Source organism: Sphingobacterium siyangense (genome assembly GCF_023277505.1).
Lineage (GTDB): Bacteria > Bacteroidota > Bacteroidia > Sphingobacteriales > Sphingobacteriaceae > Sphingobacterium > Sphingobacterium siyangense.
The window spans coordinates 4,605,799-4,624,035 of record NZ_CP080574.1 but is presented as its reverse complement, the minus strand read 5'-3'; the positions used below and the strand labels follow the sequence as shown (position 1 = coordinate 4,624,035).

Genomic DNA, 18,237 nt, shown 5'->3' with positions numbered 1-18,237 from the left:
ATAAGGAATACAAAAAATATAATAAAGGGAAAGAAAACAATTATAAACACATCTAAATTTTAAACAATGAAGGGTTTTGCATTTAAAACAAGTTTATTGGGCTTGTCCTTGCTATCCTGTCTTGGGGAAACGCAGCTTTATGCTGCAACGAAAGGGGAAAGCAAGTGGATCAGGTCGATGCAACAACAGGATGTCCGTGGGGTGGTCCGCAACGAGCATGGGCAGGTGATGGCAGGTGTTACAGTATTGGTGGCCGGAACTACGGTGGGTACTTCAACAGCGAGCGATGGCTCGTACCGTATCTCATTGCCCAAGGGTAAATCCCAACTTCTATTCTCTGTTGTAGGCTACAGTAGCCAAACCTTGACGGTTGCAGGGGGAACATCCGTGGATGTCAGCATGGTGCCTGCGGGAAATGTGCTGGAAGAGCTCGTCATCGTAGGTTATGGTAGTACAACAAAAAAGGATCTAACCGGTGCCGTAAATACGGTCGGAAGCAAGGATTTTAACAGTGGACTTGTCGGCTCTCCCGAACAGCTGATCAATGGAAAAACAGCTGGTGTGCAGGTGATGTCCAACAGCGGTTCTCCTTCTTCCGGGAGTACGATACGTATCCGTGGGGGAGCCTCCTTGAGTGCCAGCAACGATCCATTGATCGTATTGGACGGGGTACCGCTAGAGACTGGTGGTATTAGCGGCAATAGTGGCAATTTTCTCAGTCTGATCAATCCGAATGATATCGAAAGCATGACGGTGCTCAAAGATGCATCATCGACCGCAATATATGGGTCCCGAGCGTCAAACGGGGTATTATTGATAACAACAAAGAAGGGTAAAGGAGATGCTTTACGGCTTTCTTTCTCTTCAATCGTGTCCATGCAGCAGGCTATGGGAGTGGCTGATATGATGTCGCGCGATGAATTTGCCTCGCTCATCAATACCAAAGGGAGCACTGCCCAAAAGGCGTTATTGGGCAATGCCTCAACAGATTGGCTGTCTGAGGTTTTTCAGGATGCCATCGGGACGGATAATAACTTAAGTCTACAGGGAAAGATCGGCAAAACCTTGCCTTTTCGTACATCAGTGGGCTATTATAATCAGCAAGGGACTTTGCGTACCGACAAAACGGAGCGCGTGACGGGCGCTTTGGTGTTAAATCCCACTTTTTTTAATAAACACCTGACCGTAAATTTAAATATTAAAGGTGCCCATAACAACAACGGTTTTGCCAATACCGATGCGATATGGTCTGCTGTAGCTTTTAATCCAACACAACCGATTTATTCTGGGGCAGATGCGTATGGTGGTTATTACGAGAGTTTGGATAATGCCGGTCTTCCGGCAACAGGTGCAAACCTCAATCCACTTGGATTGCTCAAGCAGGAAAAACACCGTAGTACAGTCAATAGAGCCGTGGGTAATCTTGACCTCGATTATAAATTCCATCTGCTGCCTGAATTGAAAGCGCACGTAACACTCGGATATGACTATGCCAAAGGAAATGGATCGAATCTTATTCCGGCAAGTGCGGCCAATAATTTTACGATTGGAGGTGCTTTTGACCGTTATGAACAGACGCTTAAAAATAAATTGTTTACAGGCTATCTAAACTACAACAAGTTCTTCCCGGAAATTAAAAGTACAATTGACGTGACAGCAGGTCACGATTATCAATATTGGAGTGCCCGACGGCCACCTATAGTATACTATAACGAAGCTGGTGATATACGCTCGACTGCTATTGCATCTGACGAACGACATACGCTGATTTCCTGGTACGGACGGATCAACTACAATTACGATAGCCGTTATTTATTGACCGCTACGGTCCGTAAGGATGGAACTTCCCGATTCAGCCCCGAAAATCGTTGGGGAACATTTCCGTCAGTCGCCTTGGCCTGGCGTCTTTCGCAGGAGTCTTTCATGAAAGGAATCTCTTTCCTGGACGATCTAAAGCTCCGTGCGAGTTACGGCGTTACAGGTCAGCAGGAAGGGATCGGAAATTACGAATATTTGCCGGTATACAATTTGGGAACAGCCTATGCACAGTATCGTTTCGGCGATCAGTACCATCTGGTGTATAGACCATCGGTTTACAATAGGGACTTACGCTGGGAAACGACCAAAGCATTTAACTACGGCCTGGATTTCGCTTTGTGGAAAAACAGGCTGTCTGGTGCAATAGAATATTACACAAGAAAAACGCATGATCTATTGGCTAATGTGCCTGTAGCCGCGGGAACCAATTTTGATCAGAATGCGACTATTAACGTAGGTAATGTCGAAAGCAGTGGCTTCGAATTTCAACTGAATACCGTGCCCATACAAAAGGATGATTTGCGCTGGGAAGTCAATTTCAATGCGACTAATCAACATACAAAAGTGACCAATATAGCTCTGGTGCAGGATGCCAATGCCGTGGGAACTTATGTGGGACCGAATGTCAGTGGTCGTGGTATACAGATTCTGACAACGGGGTATCAGCCTTACATGTTTTATGTCTACAAACAGTTGTACAATGAGGCTGGCAAGCCACTAGAAGGTGTATATGCGGATCTGAATGGTGATGGAGCGATCAACGAAAAAGACTTATACCGCTATCAATCGCCCGCGGCAAAATGGCTCTTCGGTTTCAATACGCAGTTAACCTACAAAAAATGGACTGCAGCAACGACGCTACGCGCAAATTTGGGTAACTACGTATTCAATAATACCAAAATGAATCTTAGTGCTTGGGAGACAGTTCAATATGTGGATGCGTCTATCAATAACTTACATCGGGATTACTTGAATACCCAATTCCAGACCAGACAATATTATTCGGATTATTATGTCGAAAATGCATCTTTCCTTCGGATGGAAAACCTTTCGGTGAACTATAATTTTGGTCAGGTGGGGAAGATCTCCAATCTACGTGTGGGTGCGGTAGCTCAGAATGTTTTTATTGTGAGCAAATATAGCGGTATGGACCCTGAGGTTCCGAGTGGCTTCGACAGTTCGTTCTACCCACGCTCAAGAACTTTCTCCTTGAGTCTCAATATGGATTTTTAATGGCTGTCTCAAAAAAGAAAACTTATATAGCGATGAAAAATATAAAAAGATATTGTTTTGGATTGTTGAGTATAATCGCATTACTGCAATCCTGTACAAAAGACTTAAACCAGTATCCCACTGTAGAAACTACTTCGGAGTCGGTATACACCTCTGTGGATGGTTACCGGGCTGTACTTGCTAAATTGTATGCCTCATTTGCCGTTGCGGGCAATGGACGTGGTGATGCCGATCCGGATATGGCGGGCAGCACGGCCTCTTGGGGTTACCTTCGGGTTTACTTTAACTTGCAGGAGGTACCGACTGATGAAGTGATCTATACTTGGGCAGGAGGCGACAATATGACCGATATCCAGTATATGACCTGGGGAGCTTCCGATACCTGGGTCAATGCCATGTATTATCGGATCTATTATACGGTAGCCATCTGTAATGAATTTCTACGGAATGCAACAACAGAGAAGCTGGCGACTTTTAATTCGGCCGAGCAGACACAAATTTTGGAGTTTGCAGCCGAAGCGCGTTTTCTGCGTGCATTGGCCTATAGTCATGCCATGGACCTTTATGGGAACGTTCCTTTTGTGACTGAAAAGGACCCGGTTGCTGCATTTTTTCCACCACGGATGACGAGAGCTGATCTCTTTGCATTTATTGAAAAAGAATTGACAGAGATCGAAACGATCTTACCGGAAGCACGTCAAAATGAGTATGGCCGGGTAAGCCGTGCTGCCGCCTGGTCCCTATTGGCCAAAAATTATCTGAATGCTCAGGTTTATACGGGTACAGCACGAAATACGGAATGCCTGAATTATGCTAAAAAAGTGATTGATGCCGGATATTCCTTAAATGCGAATTATAAGCAGGTATTTAATGCTGATAATGATAAACGGACCAATGAAATTATTTTCCCGATAGAGGCCGACGTAGCACATACAACGACTTGGGGAGCGACAACGTATCTTGTCAACGGACCTATTGTTGGAAGCATGAAATCATCGGATTACGGTGTGCTTTCCGGTTGGAATAGTTTTCGTACACTTCGCGAATTTGTGGCACTCTTTCAGGCGGAAGACAAAAGAGGTGATTTTTGGAAAAACGGCCAGTCCCTGGATGTCGAAGACCCCGCTGCCTCGAGCCAGGGATATGGGCTTGTTAAGTTTACAAATTTGAAAGATGATGGTACCTATACCACAGATGAAGGTTTGGTAAGTACTGATTTCCCGATGATCCGCTTGGCCGACGTGTATCTAATGTATGCTGAGGCTGTACTGCGCGGTGGGGGAGGAAGTGTACAGGAAGCGATCAAATTGGTAAACAGTATCCGTCAGCGGGGATATGGTAGTTCGGCCGGAGCCATTGACCAAGCGCAGCTGACACTGGATTTTATCCTTGCAGAACGCGGCCGTGAACTGTTTTGGGAGTGTACGCGTCGCACAGACCTGATTCGATTTGGGAAATTTACCGGTAGCGATTACCTCTGGCAATGGAAAGGCGGTGACATGAACGGCCGCTCTGTGGATGCGAACTTCAATCTGTATCCGATTCCAACCACCGATATGAGCGCTAACCCGAATTTGATCCAAAATCCTGGCTACTAGCGGTGGCTGGCATTAATAACTAAATCTATGGGGATATACGGCTATTTGAGCACACATGCTGCGGAGAGTATCCAGGTATTCCCATATGGACTTTTAAAGATAATGATACCTATGAAACAATTGACACTCTATATTCTGGTGTTGCTTTTCGTTGCCTGTAAAAAGGAGGGCGGGACACCGGCTGTCAGTGGGATAAAACCTGCGGTATTGTACAGCAGTACAACAGAACTGGTCTTAAAATCTACTGACCGAAAGGCCGTGGCCCTGCAGCTTGTCTGGGATGAGGCGATTTTGGCCAGCGATGAACCAATGGCGCAGTCGGCTTTAAAAAATAAAATAGAAATTGCTGCTGATCCATCTTTTTCTGCTGTCACCAAAAGTATCGAGCAGGTAGCAAGCTCGCTCAGCTATACGCATGAACAATTGAATAGCCTTGTCACGGGAATGGGATTTTTGCCCGATGAAAAGAACGTGTTTTATGTACGTATTGCTTCGCGATTGGGAACCAATACAGATTGGCTCTACAGCAATGTGATCGCCCTGACTGTGACCGCTTACCAGCCCGTTCAGGATGCTGCCTATCTCTATCTATCGAATAAAGAGTTTACGCAATTTCCATGGAAACTGTGTTCGAGAAAGGAAGATGGTTTTTACGATGGTTTTGTGCGTCTCGACCAATGGTACAACTTCTATTTAACCAATGCGGAAAGTGCGAGTGCACCGCTCATCTATGGTTCTTATCCCCTGGATGGTAGCCAATATATCTTGTATAGCGGAGCTGATCGCTGGAATTGCTGGACGAGTAAAGGTGGATACTTATACTTGACAGCCGATGTCAATAAATTGGCCTGGAAAGAGACATCCGTAGAATCCATGACCGTAACGGGCGATTTTAATGGTTGGAGTGCAACAGCAACACCAATGATATATGACCAGACGGCGAAGGTTTGGAAAGCAACCATCACGACAACGGTAGCTGAACAATGGGGAATTAAGGTATTGATCAATGGCAGCTGGACTTGGTTTTTTGGCGCAGCAGAGGGCGATGGAAACTGTGCTTTGTATACGGCCGATGGAACTGGCTTCGCTTATGATAAGATCGGTACACATACCTTGATTCTTGATCTAAGCGATCCAAAACAATTCAAATATTATGTGGAATAAAATAGATAGGGACGGGTTCTTAAATGAAATAATCGGATGAAAAAAATAAAAATAATGTTGGCCCTAATAGGCTTGTGTTTGGGCTTGTCTGGCTGCAACGACAAAGATAATCTTAAGGTGGATGTACCTAAAACACATTTGGCAAAAGGTGCGGACGTGAGCTGGATTACTGAAATGGAAGCCTCAGGTGTGCAATTTTTTAATGCAGGAGGCAGCGCAGTGGATGGGCTGAAAATCTTGCGTGGACTGGGCATGGATGCGGTACGTCTGCGTGTTTGGGTGGATCCCCAACAAGGCTGGTGCAACAAGAATGACGTACTGGTGAAAGCTCGTCGGGCGCATCATCTGGGCATGCGTATTATGGTGGATTTTCATTACAGTGACACCTGGGCGGATCCGGGACAGCAGACAAAGCCTGCAGCCTGGAAGAGCTTATCGTTTGATGGTTTAAAGAAGGCTGTTAGTGATCATACAACGGAGGTGCTTCAATTGCTAAAAGATAGCGGTATCTCACCTGAATGGGTGCAGGTCGGTAATGAAACGGGCAACGGAATGCTTTGGGAAGATGGAAAAGCCTCTGTCAGTATGGCTAATTATGCCACATTGAATAATGCCGGCTATGATGCGGTAAAAGCGGTGTTTCCGGCAGCAAAAGTGATCGTACATCTGCACAATGGATTTGACAATAACTTGTTTCGTTGGATGTTCGATGGTCTGAAAAACAACGGTGGGAAATGGGATGTGATTGGCATGTCACTTTATCCGACCCCAGAAAACTGGGAAGAGCGCAATGCGGCCTGCATCAGCAACATCAAAGATATGGTTGCCCGATACAATTCAGAAGTGATGATCTGCGAGGTGGGGATGAGCTGGGATGAAGCAGATATTGCTGAAATATGGTTAAAGGATCTCTTCAACGCGGTCAATAGTGTGCCCGATCAGAAAGTACTGGGTATATTCTATTGGGAGCCTTTGGCGTATGGTGGCTGGAATGGTTATACCCTAGGCGCATTTGACAATAATGGGCGCCCAACAAAAGCATTGAATGCTTTTAAATAAGGTATATTTAAACCGCTGAATGACAATGAAAAAATTGAACTGTAGACTATAAACACCTGATTTGATGATGAGATTACTGCGTACGACTTACTTTTTGTTTCTTTTATTCCTACTTGTTCCGGGCAATTCGCACGGACAGTCTGCACGCCAATCCTTCTTGTTGGAGAAAAACTGGCGTTTTTTTCAGGGTGAGGTTGTTCATGGGGAATCAGCAGCACTAGATGATAAGGCCTGGAAGAAGGTCACTGTACCGCATGATTGGGCTATTTTCGGGCCCTTTGACCGGTCACACGATCTGCAGGATGTTGCTGTGACACAAAATGGAGAGAAAAAGGCAACTGTAAAAACGGGCCGGACTGGCGGTTTGCCTTATGTGGGGGTGGGTTGGTATCGTACCAACTTTGATATTCCACAATTCAATCCCGTCAATAAACGCGTGGTCCTGAAATTTGATGGTGCAATGAGCGAAGCCCGGGTCTATGTCAATGGAAAGGAAGCCTGCTTTTGGCCCTACGGTTACAATGCTTTTCATTGTGATGTGACCGAATTTCTACATCAGGACGGGATGGATAATACGGTTGCTGTGCGGTTGGAAAATAAAGCACAGTCATCACGCTGGTATCCCGGTGCAGGACTTTATCGCAATGTGCATGTAATCGTGACGGAGGAGATCCATGTACCTGTTTGGGGGACGTATATCACGACGCCTTTTGTATCGGACAGTCTAGCCTCAGTTAAGCTTGAAACAAGTTTAAAAAATGCCGATGGTAAGTTGGTACGTATGGTAACTGCGATTCTGGATGCGGCGGGACAGGTGGTTGCACAAAAGGAAAACCAACAGAAACTAAATTATGGCAAGCCTTTCGTGCAAAATCTTGAAGTGATAAACCCTGCTCTCTGGAGCCCCGAACATCCAAATCTGTATCGGGCCTCCACGCAAGTATTTGTAGACGGTAAATTGACAGACAGTTTTGAAACCCGTTTTGGGATTCGGGAGGTACGTATCATTGCCGACCGGGGATTTATGTTAAATGGAAAGGTCCGAAAGTTTCAGGGGGTATGTAATCATCATGATCTTGGACCCTTGGGGGCTGCAATCAATGTTTCGGCTCTTCGTTATCAATTGGAATTACTCAAAGATATGGGCTGCGATGCCATTCGTACGGCACATAATATGCCGGCTCCGGAATTGGTTGCCCTATGTGACGAATTGGGCTTTATGCTGATGATTGAACCTTTTGACGAATGGGATATTGCGAAATGTAAAAATGGATATCATCGATTTTTTGCTGATTGGGCCGAACGGGATATGGTCAACATGATCCGTCATTTTAGAAATAGCCCATCTGTCGTGATGTGGAGCATTGGAAATGAAGTGCCCACACAATGTAGTGCCGAAGGCTATAAAGTAGCTTCGTTTTTACAGGATATATGCCATCGTGAGGATCCGTCCCGACCAGTGACCTGCGGTATGGATCAGGTAAGCTGTGTGCTGGAAAATGGTTTTGCTAGTCTGTTGGATGTTCCGGGATTAAACTATCGCGCGCACCGTTACGAAGAGGCGTATGCCAAATTACCCCAAAATCTAGTGTTGGGTTCTGAAACGGCATCAACAGTGAGCTCAAGGGGCGTTTATAAATTTCCGGTGCTAAAAAAAGGTGATATGTTGTATTCCGATCATCAGTCGTCTTCTTACGATATGGAATATTGCTCTTGGTCCAACCTTCCGGATGAGGATTTTGCCCTGGCGGAAGATCATCATTGGACCATGGGGCAATTTGTCTGGACAGGCTTTGATTATCTTGGCGAACCTTCCCCTTACGATACAGATGCCTGGCCCAACCATAGTTCCATGTTCGGTATTATTGATCTGGCAAGCATTCCCAAGGACCGTTATTATCTGTACCGAAGTTTATGGAATAGAAATGAGCATACCCTGCATATACTTCCACATTGGACATGGCCTGAGCGTGTGGGGCAAGAAACCCCTGTCTTCGTGTATACAGATTATCCAAGTGCCGAACTTTTTATCAATGGGAAAAGTCAGGGAATACAGCGCAAGAGTAAGGCTTCTTTACAGGAGCGTTACCGCCTCATGTGGATGAATACGGTATACGAACTCGGAGAAGTCAAAGTCGTGGCTTACGATGAATCTGGAAAACCAGCGGCCGAAAAAATAATCCGGACGGCGGGAAAACCGTTCAGGATTGAAATGGATGCGGTTCATGATTCCATTTCTGCTGATGGCCGTGCATTAGCCTACATCCGTGTCAAAGCAGTGGACAAAGCGGGGAACCTCTGCCCACGGGCCGCAGAACTGATCCAATTTGACGTAGTTGGCGATGGTACATTTAAAGCCTTGGCTAACGGTGATCCAACGAATCTAGAAGCTTTTCACAAACCGCAGATGCATTTATTCAATGGACAGCTTACCTTGATTGTTCAGGCAGGCGAAAAATCGGGAAAGATTCAGATAAAGGCGAAATGCAAAGGTTTAAAAGAGGGGGTATTAAACGTACAGACCGTAAATTCTAAAACGTTTTGACCGTAGCTTTTGTTTAAATGATATCTTAAGTAAGTTAGTGAGTTGATTGTATTTTAACAGAAAGGCTAGATCGATATCGATCTAGCCTTTTTTGCGCATTATTTTCGCCTAATCTGTAGCTTGACACCTAGGGCGAGTCCAATATAATCATCAAATTTAAGATACTTGTTCTGTACGCCGCTAACGAGGTAAAGATCACTGGTATGAAGATCATAATAGAATTTTAGGCCTTCAAAATAAGAACTGTTGGATTTGATTTTATAGCTGAAGTCCTGTCCCACAAAGATATTGATGCGTAGCCTGGTCGAAAACCGATAATAGCTATTCGGGTATTTGTCAGGTTCTTTATACCAAAATTGTTTACCCAAGGTCGTATTGAGATAAGCGCCGGTACGGAGGGGATGATAGGTAAACTGTTTATTGAGTTTAATTTCCCAAGGTGTATACGATTGACGCAGCGTTAAGGTAAGTTTTGCCCGGTCTGTATCATATTTCGGTACATAGCCAAGCAGGAAATCTGTCGACCACTGCTTACGTCGGCCATAATCCCAGCCTGCTCCGGCAGAAAGCAGTCCTATGGATCCTGCGTATTGAAGCATATAACTTGATGGAACAAGGCTAAAGGCGGCTTTTTTTAGTTCTTTAGTGCTCATGTTTCCCGTTTTGATGCTGTCCGTTGTGATGTTATTCTCCTGGAGGGTGTCCGTTTTGTTGCCAGCCAAGCTTGTTCGTGGGAGATATTGGTGTTCGGAAGCCTGAGCCATATTGTGAACTGAAAAGAAAAGGGTAACAAGCGCGAAAGATCGTATTTTTGATTTAGTAAGAAACAAGTTCATGGGTATAGTGGTCCTTAGTGATTGTAAAAATTAGAAATTGACGTTTACCGATATTGGGAGTACCGTAATAGATGATACCATCCTTAAAAATATCTTCTTCTTGATAGATATGATCGTGGCCATTGGTACAATAAAGGAGATTGGGGAATTGTTTTATACTGTATTGGAAGACCGAAGCTACATTGTTGTTGAACTGATCGGATGTGGGTCTGGCGTGCATGACGACAACTGTTTGTTCAAAACGTGTGGTATCTTTTTGACGCTCTTGCTCAATAAATGAAAAGTCGGGAACGGGATTAGAGTAATCTGATTCCAGCGCATTGGTATTTAGACATAAGAATTTTGTTTTACCTGCAATAAAACTATAATTGGCTGTGCCAAACACTTGTTCGAAGATCTCTTCGCCATTGGCGAGACAATCGTGATTCCCCAAAAGGGCGACATAGGGCTGTTTCAGCTTATCCAAAATATCGCGCTGCCACAAAAATTCCTTGGTAAGTCCAAAATCGCTAATATCGCCGCCGTGTACAATAAAATCGATGTCATTTCTTTTATTGACTATTTTTACAAAATCGTCAAGTTCATCGTGCCAGCGCTGTGAATCACTGATAAAAGCGTAGCGGATGGTATCCTGATTAGCATAATCATGTTCGATTTTGGCGATATTATCTGCATTAATATGTTTCCTTCCATCGATTTTTCCTGAATAAGGGTGGATGTCAAACATGTTGCAACTGTTGGTAAGAAAAGAGAGAGAAGCTAGTGCGATGAGTTTATAGCGCTTTTTCATTTTAATTCTTTTATTGACTTTTTGAACCCAAAAGTAAGTTTTAACGAACGAAAGCACAGTTTTTACCTTTTATTATTACCCTGAAATGATATTAATGGGAGCTAGAAGGGGATTGCTGGGTATTTGTTTAGATCAACAGATTGAAAGGGATTATTTTCGCTACAAGTGCAAAAATTTGATCATGTAGAGCAGGACGAGGAGATGCTGCTTTGGAATACCCATGATATCTTTCAGCGCTTCCATGGCACGATTATTTAGTTTGTATAAGCTTTTGACAGATATGTTGGTCAGTACACTGATTTCTTCATAGCTCAGTTCTTCGAAATAACGAAGAAAAATAACTTCTTTTTGTTTGGCTGTTAGCTGTTCTAATGCTTGAATTAGCTTTAAAGCTGTGGCTTGTTGTTCTTCAGCAGCGATATAAGTGGATTCAACATCATAGGTGAGCTGGAAATCATCTTTTTCGCCGAACGAAGAAAGTCTGCCGTCTCGCAATTGGGTATTCAGTAGGCTATTTTTTAAAGCGACAAGCAAATAATGTTTCGGATTGGAAATGCTTCGTAGCTTGCTCCGGTTTTCCCAAAACTTGATAAATACATCCTGAATGGAGTCTCTGACATAATCCTCGTCTTTTACCCGACGCATGCCATATTCATAAAGACTGGGTAATAACGCACGATAGATCTGCTCGAAAGCTTGTTTGTCGCCCTCAATGAATTCATTCCAGTACCGATCTATGGTGTTGTTCATCTCCGAATTTATACCATTAAATGAAATAGATCATTTGCTTCTCCAAAAATAGTAAAGATTTAATAACAATAATGAAACGCTTATTTTAAATAATAATAGTAGCACATTATTATCTTTCATTGGTTCAAAAATAGGCTTTTGAACATTAATTTGCGTGCTAAATTATGAAATTGGTAAGTATTGAAATCGTCTTTTGATTTTTTTTAAAAAAAAATCAACATCCATGGGATAAAATTTAATGTCCATTTGTCTTGTATTTAACAAAGGCTTAATAATGGAGAAATATACGAGTTACAGTACGCAGGATTTCTTAGATGATCTGGATTTTGTCCGCTTTGCTAAATATCCGGACCGGGATGATTTCGGGAATTGGAAATTATGGCGTGCTACAAATCCAGAAAATGCTGCTGCATATGATGAAGCGCTCGCTTATCTTCGTGCTTTGTATGGCATTTCGCGCATAAAACCTAGCCAGTTATTTGCGGAGAATCTGTTTCGCGATATTGAACGGGGCATAGCCGGAAACAGAAAGAAACAAAAAAATCAGATTATCCGTTTGTGGGCCGCAACTGTTGCTGCAGCTGCGGTAGCGCTTTTTGTAACTGCAGCTTGGTATTACCAATCCATGATTGTGATACAGACCGGAAGCGGTGTCTTACAAACAGTGGTATTGCCTGATAGCAGTACTGTACATTTAAATGCGAATTCTTCTGTTGCTTATCGTCGTGCTTGGAAATGGTTATCCAAACGCGAAGTATATACAACCGGCGAGGTTCTATTGGAGGTTAAACATCTCAACAAAGATACGACAGACATTCAGGCAGGGGAGCGCTTTATGGCCTACACCGGCGACATCACCGTGGAGGTGCTGGGAACAAAGTTTAACCTTAAAAATAGGGACAATAAAGTGATCGTATCGTTATTGGAAGGACGCATCGCACTACGCAACCACAAATATGGCGGCGAAACCAAAATACTCGTACCAGGAGATGTCGTTGTCGACGGAAGCCCGGGCTTCCGCAATTTGAGCGCTAACAGAAAAGCAGCGCAGGAATCGGTTTCATGGACGCGGAAGAGCTTGACAGGCGAAAACTTAATGGTGGCTGATCTAATCAATGAATTTCGCTATGTATACGGTAAAGAAATCATTTTAAGCGATACGACGCTTTTGAACCGAAAAATCGACGGTCGCATATCCCTCAATTCCCAAGAAAGCATTATTTATTCGATTGCGAATATATTACAAGCGAATATCCGGATGGAAAAAGATACCATTTACCTCGATCCAAAATAAGAAAAACACGATCAATCTATACTAAATAAACATCTAACCTAACAAAAAATGAAAATCACAGAAAACAGGTGGCAACCGATACGGTGCTTGTTGATGGTCCCGGTCACTTCGCTACTATTTACTGCTGGTCAACAGGCACTCGGCCAACAAAAATTATCCCTTGCGCAAGCGATCAAACAGATCGAACAGCGCTTCAACGCCAATTTGAGCTACGAGCATAACCTGTTGAATGGAAAAACTGTAGACCCCGAAATGCTGAAAGGAAATCGTCTGGAAGAAGTTCTTAAAAAAGTACTTTACCCCAACCAGTTGGTATTTCTTTATGTAGATGACAGGTCTTATTCAATTGTTCGTCGCGCTACGGAGGATCGCGAAGCCAGCCCTGTAAAGTATGGGGCCGATAATGAATTGATGGACCGGGTCGCTGGAACCGTGCTTTCCACAGGAGGTAAACCTATACCGTTAGCGAGTGTATGGGTAAAAGACACGCGGAAAGGTGCAAAAAGTGATGAAAACGGCCGCTTTCTGATTTACGATATCAAACCAACGGATATTATTATGATCACGGCTGTAGGTTATGAAAGCACGGCCTTAACAGCAGGAAATCGTAACCAGATTACATTTACCATGGAGGAAAAAAATCACATGCTGGAGGAGGCGGTGATTTCTACAGGTTATCAAAAGATTTCAAAAGAAAGGGCAACGGGTTCGGTTTCACTGATCACGGCCAAAGAATTGGAAAAAATTCCCTCTGCCAATCTGATTCAACGCTTGGAAGGTCAGGTTCCTGGTGTACAGGTTTCAATTGGAACAGGCGATCGTACCTTTACCTATAATAACAATCAGTTGGGTATTTACTCAAGCACAAGAACGATAGGCCAGAATGATTATGGACTGACGGTTCGCGGAGTCGGTTCAATTGATAGCGAAACTGAAAAATCACCTTTGATCGTTATCGACGGTGCTATTTCCAGTATTGATTTGGCAATGCTCAATCCGAATGATGTAGACAATATAACCGTCCTGAAAGATGCTGCAGCAGCATCAATCTATGGCGTTCGTGCCGCCAATGGGGTTATCGTCGTGACAACGAAAAAAGGGTCAGTCACCGGTGTGCCAAGGATCAACTTTTCCATGAATACCACTTTTTCGGGGAAACCCGATTTAGGTTATCTGCGTACGATGAACAGCGCACAGATGATCGATTATCAAGAGGAACTGGTGGCTAAGAATATTCTGAATGGTAATAATATTGCGACCAATCTGTACAGCTATAGTACCTATTATCCAGGCGAGGTTGCGGCTGCGGCGATTCGATTGAAAAATGGGCAGATGACGCAGGCAGCTTATGATGCATTGGTGAATCCGCTAAAATCCATCGATAATCGTTCACAGATTCAACAGTACCTGTTGCGCCCCATGAACAGTCAGCAATACAATTTGTCGATCAGTAACGGAACAGAAAATAACAACTATTTTTATTCGGCATCTTATGCGAATGAAAACCCGTATACCAAAGGAGAAAATGGGAAAAGGTTGACTTTAAGTCTAAACAACAATTGGAAGTTATTTAAGATTGCAACCCTGTCAACTAGTATCCGGGGGACTTTCTTCCGCAATAAACAAAATGGAATCGGTCTTTCTCAGATTTACGATACGGGCGGGTCTACCCTGTTACCTTATCAGTTACTGGCAGACGAGAACGGCAATGGCATTGCCTACGATCGGCTGACACCTGGATTTGCCGATGTCCTTGGGCCGGCCTATAAGGACTGGCGGTACAATTATCTTCAGGAATTGGAGCAGATGGATCGCATGCTCAAAAACAATAATTATTCGGCTGTGATCAACTTATCTGTACCCATCTATAAAGGACTGAAGGGAGCGGTGATGTATTCCAATGAGCGATCTTTCGGCAACAACCGAATTTACAATGGCGAGGAGTCTTACGCCAACCGGTCGCTGTTGAATCGCTTTACACCCATCGGAGCGTCGACAAATAGTATTGGTATCAACAAAGGCGGTATCTATAATATCATCAATACCGATGTTAACAATTATACCGTTAGGGGACAGTTGAGTTACGACGCTTTAATTGGACGGAAACACGATATCTCAGCAATAGCAGGATCGGAGATCAGGCAGACGGAAACAGGGCAAGGTAATATCACCTATTACGGCTATAATATGCAGACGGGATTTAATACCGCGGTAAGCTATTTGCCTAATGCCTATCCAAGCATACAGGGGTTCAATGAAAGCCTTTCCGGAGCACCGCAGCAAGCGGATCGGACGCGTCGCTTCCTTTCTTATTTTTCGAATGCTGCCTATACCTACGATGGTCGCTTTACATTTTCCGGTAGCGTCCGTTACGATGACTATAACAACTTTGGTCTCGACCGGAGCTTTCGTGCAACGCCTTTATGGTCGAGCGGATTTAAATGGAATGTGCGAAAAGAATCTTTTATGAACAACCTGCAATGGCTGAATCAATTGGGCTTTAGGGCAACCTATGGTGTGAATGGCAACATCACACAAGATGTGCGTCCCTTTACCTACATCTCGCTCGATGACGCTTCACGTAATCCAACAGCGCAGCCAGCGGCAAGTATCATCGCTATTGCCAATCCGCAGTTGCGCTGGGAGAAAACTTATGTGACCAATCTGGGACTGGATTTTGGTTTATTGGACAATCGCTTAAATGGTACATTGGATTATTATGTGAAAAAAGGACGTGATCTACTGTATGGTTTTCCGATCGCGGCACCATATGTAGGTACGATAAACGCTGGCTCGCTCAAACGGAATACGGCAACCATGAGCGGACGTGGGATTGACCTTGGGTTGAATGGCGTTTTGTTACGTAGTGCAGACTGGCAATGGGACATGACAGCTAATTTCTCCTACAATACCAATAAAATAACCGATAACCGTTTTGATCCGGCAGATATCTCAACATTTACCTACTCGTATACACCTATAGGTATTAGTTACCTGAAGGGATACCCCAGCGATAAACTCTTTGCATTTCGCCATGCTGGGCTGGATGCCAACGGATTGACACAGATCTACAATAAAGAGGGGGAAGTCGTTTCTGTTAAGCAGACCTTAACAAGTGTGGATGATCTCAAATATATGGGCCGTACGGTAGCACCGTATTTTGGGAGTCTTAAAACGAATCTGCGTTATAAACAATGGTCGTTCTATGCCTTGATGACTTATCAGTTTGGAAATGTATTTATGAAACCGAGTATCGAGTCGTACATGACGCCGAGTCGTGGTTTTACCCTGCCTAAATTTGATTTAAGTGCCGATATTGCCAATCGCTGGCGACAGGCAGGAGATGAGGCTACCACGAACATACCTGCAGTAACAGCCGATATTTATGGGCAGTATAGTTTGTACCGCTACACCTATTCGGATATCAATGTACTCAAAGGTGACTATATCCGTCTGCGGGAAGTTTCGCTAAGCTATGCTTTGCCCAAAGATTTCTTAAAAAGGATGAAAATCGAGCAGGTGAGTCTGACGGGGTCCGTACGTAATCTGGGATTGATCTGGACAGCAAATAAGGAAGGGATTGACCCGGATTTTGCCAATTATGTAGGCAATACGACCAATCTGCGTCCAGTTCCTTCGTACAACTTTTCAATCAATGTTAACTTCTAATCGCCAAAATCATGAAAATAGCTATAAAACACAGCAGCCGTAAATGGGCAGTAGCGGTAGCCGCATTGAGCATCGGCTTTACCATGACAGGTTGTGAAAAATATGTCGATATAAAAACCCAGGGACAACTGACACCGGGGACGATTGAAAACTATCGTTATCTATTAAATAATACAACCGCTTTGGAAGCTGCACCGGCAGTGTCGGATATGGCTTCGGATGACCTGGAAATCATCGATGGTTCGCCGCAGCAACTTTCCTTGGCGAACAATGATTTTAATGGTTATTACCGCAGGGCGTATCAGTGGGCAGATGATATTTACCCAATTGACAATCAATATCACAAAGATGACAACTGGGGGGCACTTTATAATGCGATCGCATATGCTAACACTGTTATCAGCGAGGTACCTAATGTTTCAGATGGAACTCCTGCTGAAATTAACCAGCTGATTGCGGAGGCAAAGATTCATCGCGCTTCGGCTTACTTGATGTTGGCCAATACGTATGCTAAACCTTACCTGCAGGCAAGTGCGAATACGGATTTGGGTGTACCTTTGGTTTTGCAACCAACTACAGAAAAGTCGCTCGATAGAGGTACGCTGCAACAGGTATATGATGCTATTTTGGCGGATATTGAAACAGCACTGCCTGGCTTGCCGGCACAACAGCAGTTTACAACCTTGCCTTCCAAAGCCTCGGCTTATGGTTTATTGGCGCGCACGTACCTTTATATGAATCGCTATGCGGATGCAGCAAAAGCGGCCGACCAGGCACTTGCGCTGAATGATAAACTGAACGATTTGACCAAGCTGACAACGACGACCATGGTCAATTATCCATTGCGGGTATCCAATCCGGAAATATTGCTGTCTAAAATACCTGTTAACGGAATCACGGCCTACACCACCACCGCGTTACGCTTGAGTAAGGATCTTTTGGGCCTGTTTGATGCCACTGATCAGCGTTATAATTTATTTACGGTGCCGGGTTCAATGATATCAAATTGGGAGGTTTATGATGGACGCTACTTTTACCTGGACTATATCAAGAATGAAGGCCGAAATGTAGGTCCGTCAGTTCCCGAAATGCTATTGATTAAGGCGGAGGCTGCTGCGCGAGACAATCAGCCTGCCACTGCAATGACATTGGTCAATCGTTTACGCGCCAGTAGAATTCTGCCGGGGTCAACTGTCAATCTCAGCGCGACGGATGCTGAAGATGCATTGGTGAAAGTGATGCAGGAACGCCGTCGTGAGTTTATGTTTCGCATGCTGCGCTGGTGGGATATGCGCCGTCTCAAAGACGACACACGCTTCCAGAAAACTTACACGCGTACATTCGGCGGAAGCACCTTCACATTGGCTCCGAATAGCAACCGCTATGTGTTTCGGATCGCCCAATACGAAATCAATTTAAGTCCCGAAATAGCGCAAAATCCATAAAACCGGGTCAGTAGATCCATTATTGAAAAAGGAAGA

The 18,237-nt window shown here is 44.2% G+C and carries 11 protein-coding genes; 8 read left to right on the top strand and 3 right to left on the bottom strand.

Annotated features, from left to right (window positions below; genetic code table 11):
* Positions 1-66: 66 nt before the first annotated feature.
* The 5 genes from K2F45_RS19380 (at position 67) to K2F45_RS19360 (ending at position 9,417) form a co-directional block, all read left to right on the top strand.
* Positions 67-3,051, top strand: a complete 2,985-nt coding sequence (locus tag K2F45_RS19380; RefSeq protein ID WP_248932125.1) for a SusC/RagA family TonB-linked outer membrane protein — start codon at positions 67-69, stop codon at positions 3,049-3,051.
* Between the two features lie 32 nt (positions 3,052-3,083).
* Entirely contained in the window at positions 3,084-4,649 is a 1,566-nt protein-coding gene (locus K2F45_RS19375; protein ID WP_248932124.1) for a RagB/SusD family nutrient uptake outer membrane protein, read from the top strand.
* 111 nt (positions 4,650-4,760) lie between these two features.
* A complete protein-coding gene (locus K2F45_RS19370) occupies positions 4,761-5,813 on the top strand; it encodes a DUF5111 domain-containing protein (RefSeq protein WP_248932123.1) in 1,053 nt (350 codons plus the stop codon).
* Between the two features lie 36 nt (positions 5,814-5,849).
* On the top strand, positions 5,850-6,872 hold the full coding sequence (locus K2F45_RS19365; protein WP_248932122.1) for a glycoside hydrolase family 53 protein: 1,023 nt from the start codon (positions 5,850-5,852) through the stop codon (positions 6,870-6,872).
* Positions 6,873-6,936: 64 nt separating this feature from the next.
* The gene (locus K2F45_RS19360; protein ID WP_248932121.1) at positions 6,937-9,417 is read left to right on the top strand and encodes a glycoside hydrolase family 2 TIM barrel-domain containing protein; all 2,481 of its coding nucleotides are present in this window, start codon (positions 6,937-6,939) and stop codon (positions 9,415-9,417) included.
* A gap of 98 nt (positions 9,418-9,515) precedes the next feature.
* Here K2F45_RS19360 and K2F45_RS19355 read toward each other — a convergent pair whose 3' ends face one another.
* The 3 genes from K2F45_RS19355 to K2F45_RS19345 all read right to left on the bottom strand — a co-directional run bounded on the left by K2F45_RS19355 (position 9,516) and on the right by K2F45_RS19345 (position 11,793).
* Positions 9,516-10,253 carry a hypothetical protein gene (locus tag K2F45_RS19355; protein ID WP_248932120.1) on the bottom strand — a complete coding sequence of 246 codons (738 nt, stop codon included), beginning with the start codon at positions 10,251-10,253 and terminating at the stop codon, positions 9,516-9,518.
* Positions 10,234-11,043 (bottom strand): metallophosphoesterase family protein, encoded by an 810-nt coding sequence (locus K2F45_RS19350; RefSeq protein WP_248932119.1) that lies wholly within the window; start codon positions 11,041-11,043, stop codon positions 10,234-10,236. Before K2F45_RS19350 ends, K2F45_RS19355 begins: the two co-directional genes overlap by 20 nt.
* Before the next feature lie 159 nt (positions 11,044-11,202).
* Complete coding sequence (locus K2F45_RS19345) at positions 11,203-11,793, bottom strand: RNA polymerase sigma factor (protein WP_248932118.1); 591 nt, start codon at positions 11,791-11,793, stop codon at positions 11,203-11,205.
* A 274-nt stretch (positions 11,794-12,067) separates the two neighbouring features.
* Between K2F45_RS19345 and K2F45_RS19340 the strand changes: the two genes are divergently transcribed.
* The 3 genes from K2F45_RS19340 to K2F45_RS19330 are packed head-to-tail and all read left to right on the top strand — an operon-like array spanning position 12,068 to position 18,201.
* On the top strand, positions 12,068-13,087 hold the full coding sequence (locus K2F45_RS19340) for a FecR family protein (protein WP_248932117.1): 1,020 nt from the start codon (positions 12,068-12,070) through the stop codon (positions 13,085-13,087).
* 48 nt (positions 13,088-13,135) lie between these two features.
* Positions 13,136-16,756 carry a SusC/RagA family TonB-linked outer membrane protein gene (locus tag K2F45_RS19335; RefSeq protein WP_248932116.1) on the top strand — a complete coding sequence of 1,207 codons (3,621 nt, stop codon included), beginning with the start codon at positions 13,136-13,138 and terminating at the stop codon, positions 16,754-16,756.
* An 11-nt stretch (positions 16,757-16,767) separates the two neighbouring features.
* Positions 16,768-18,201 (top strand): RagB/SusD family nutrient uptake outer membrane protein, encoded by a 1,434-nt coding sequence (locus K2F45_RS19330; RefSeq protein WP_248932115.1) that lies wholly within the window; start codon positions 16,768-16,770, stop codon positions 18,199-18,201.
* The last annotated feature ends 36 nt before the right edge of the window (positions 18,202-18,237 follow it).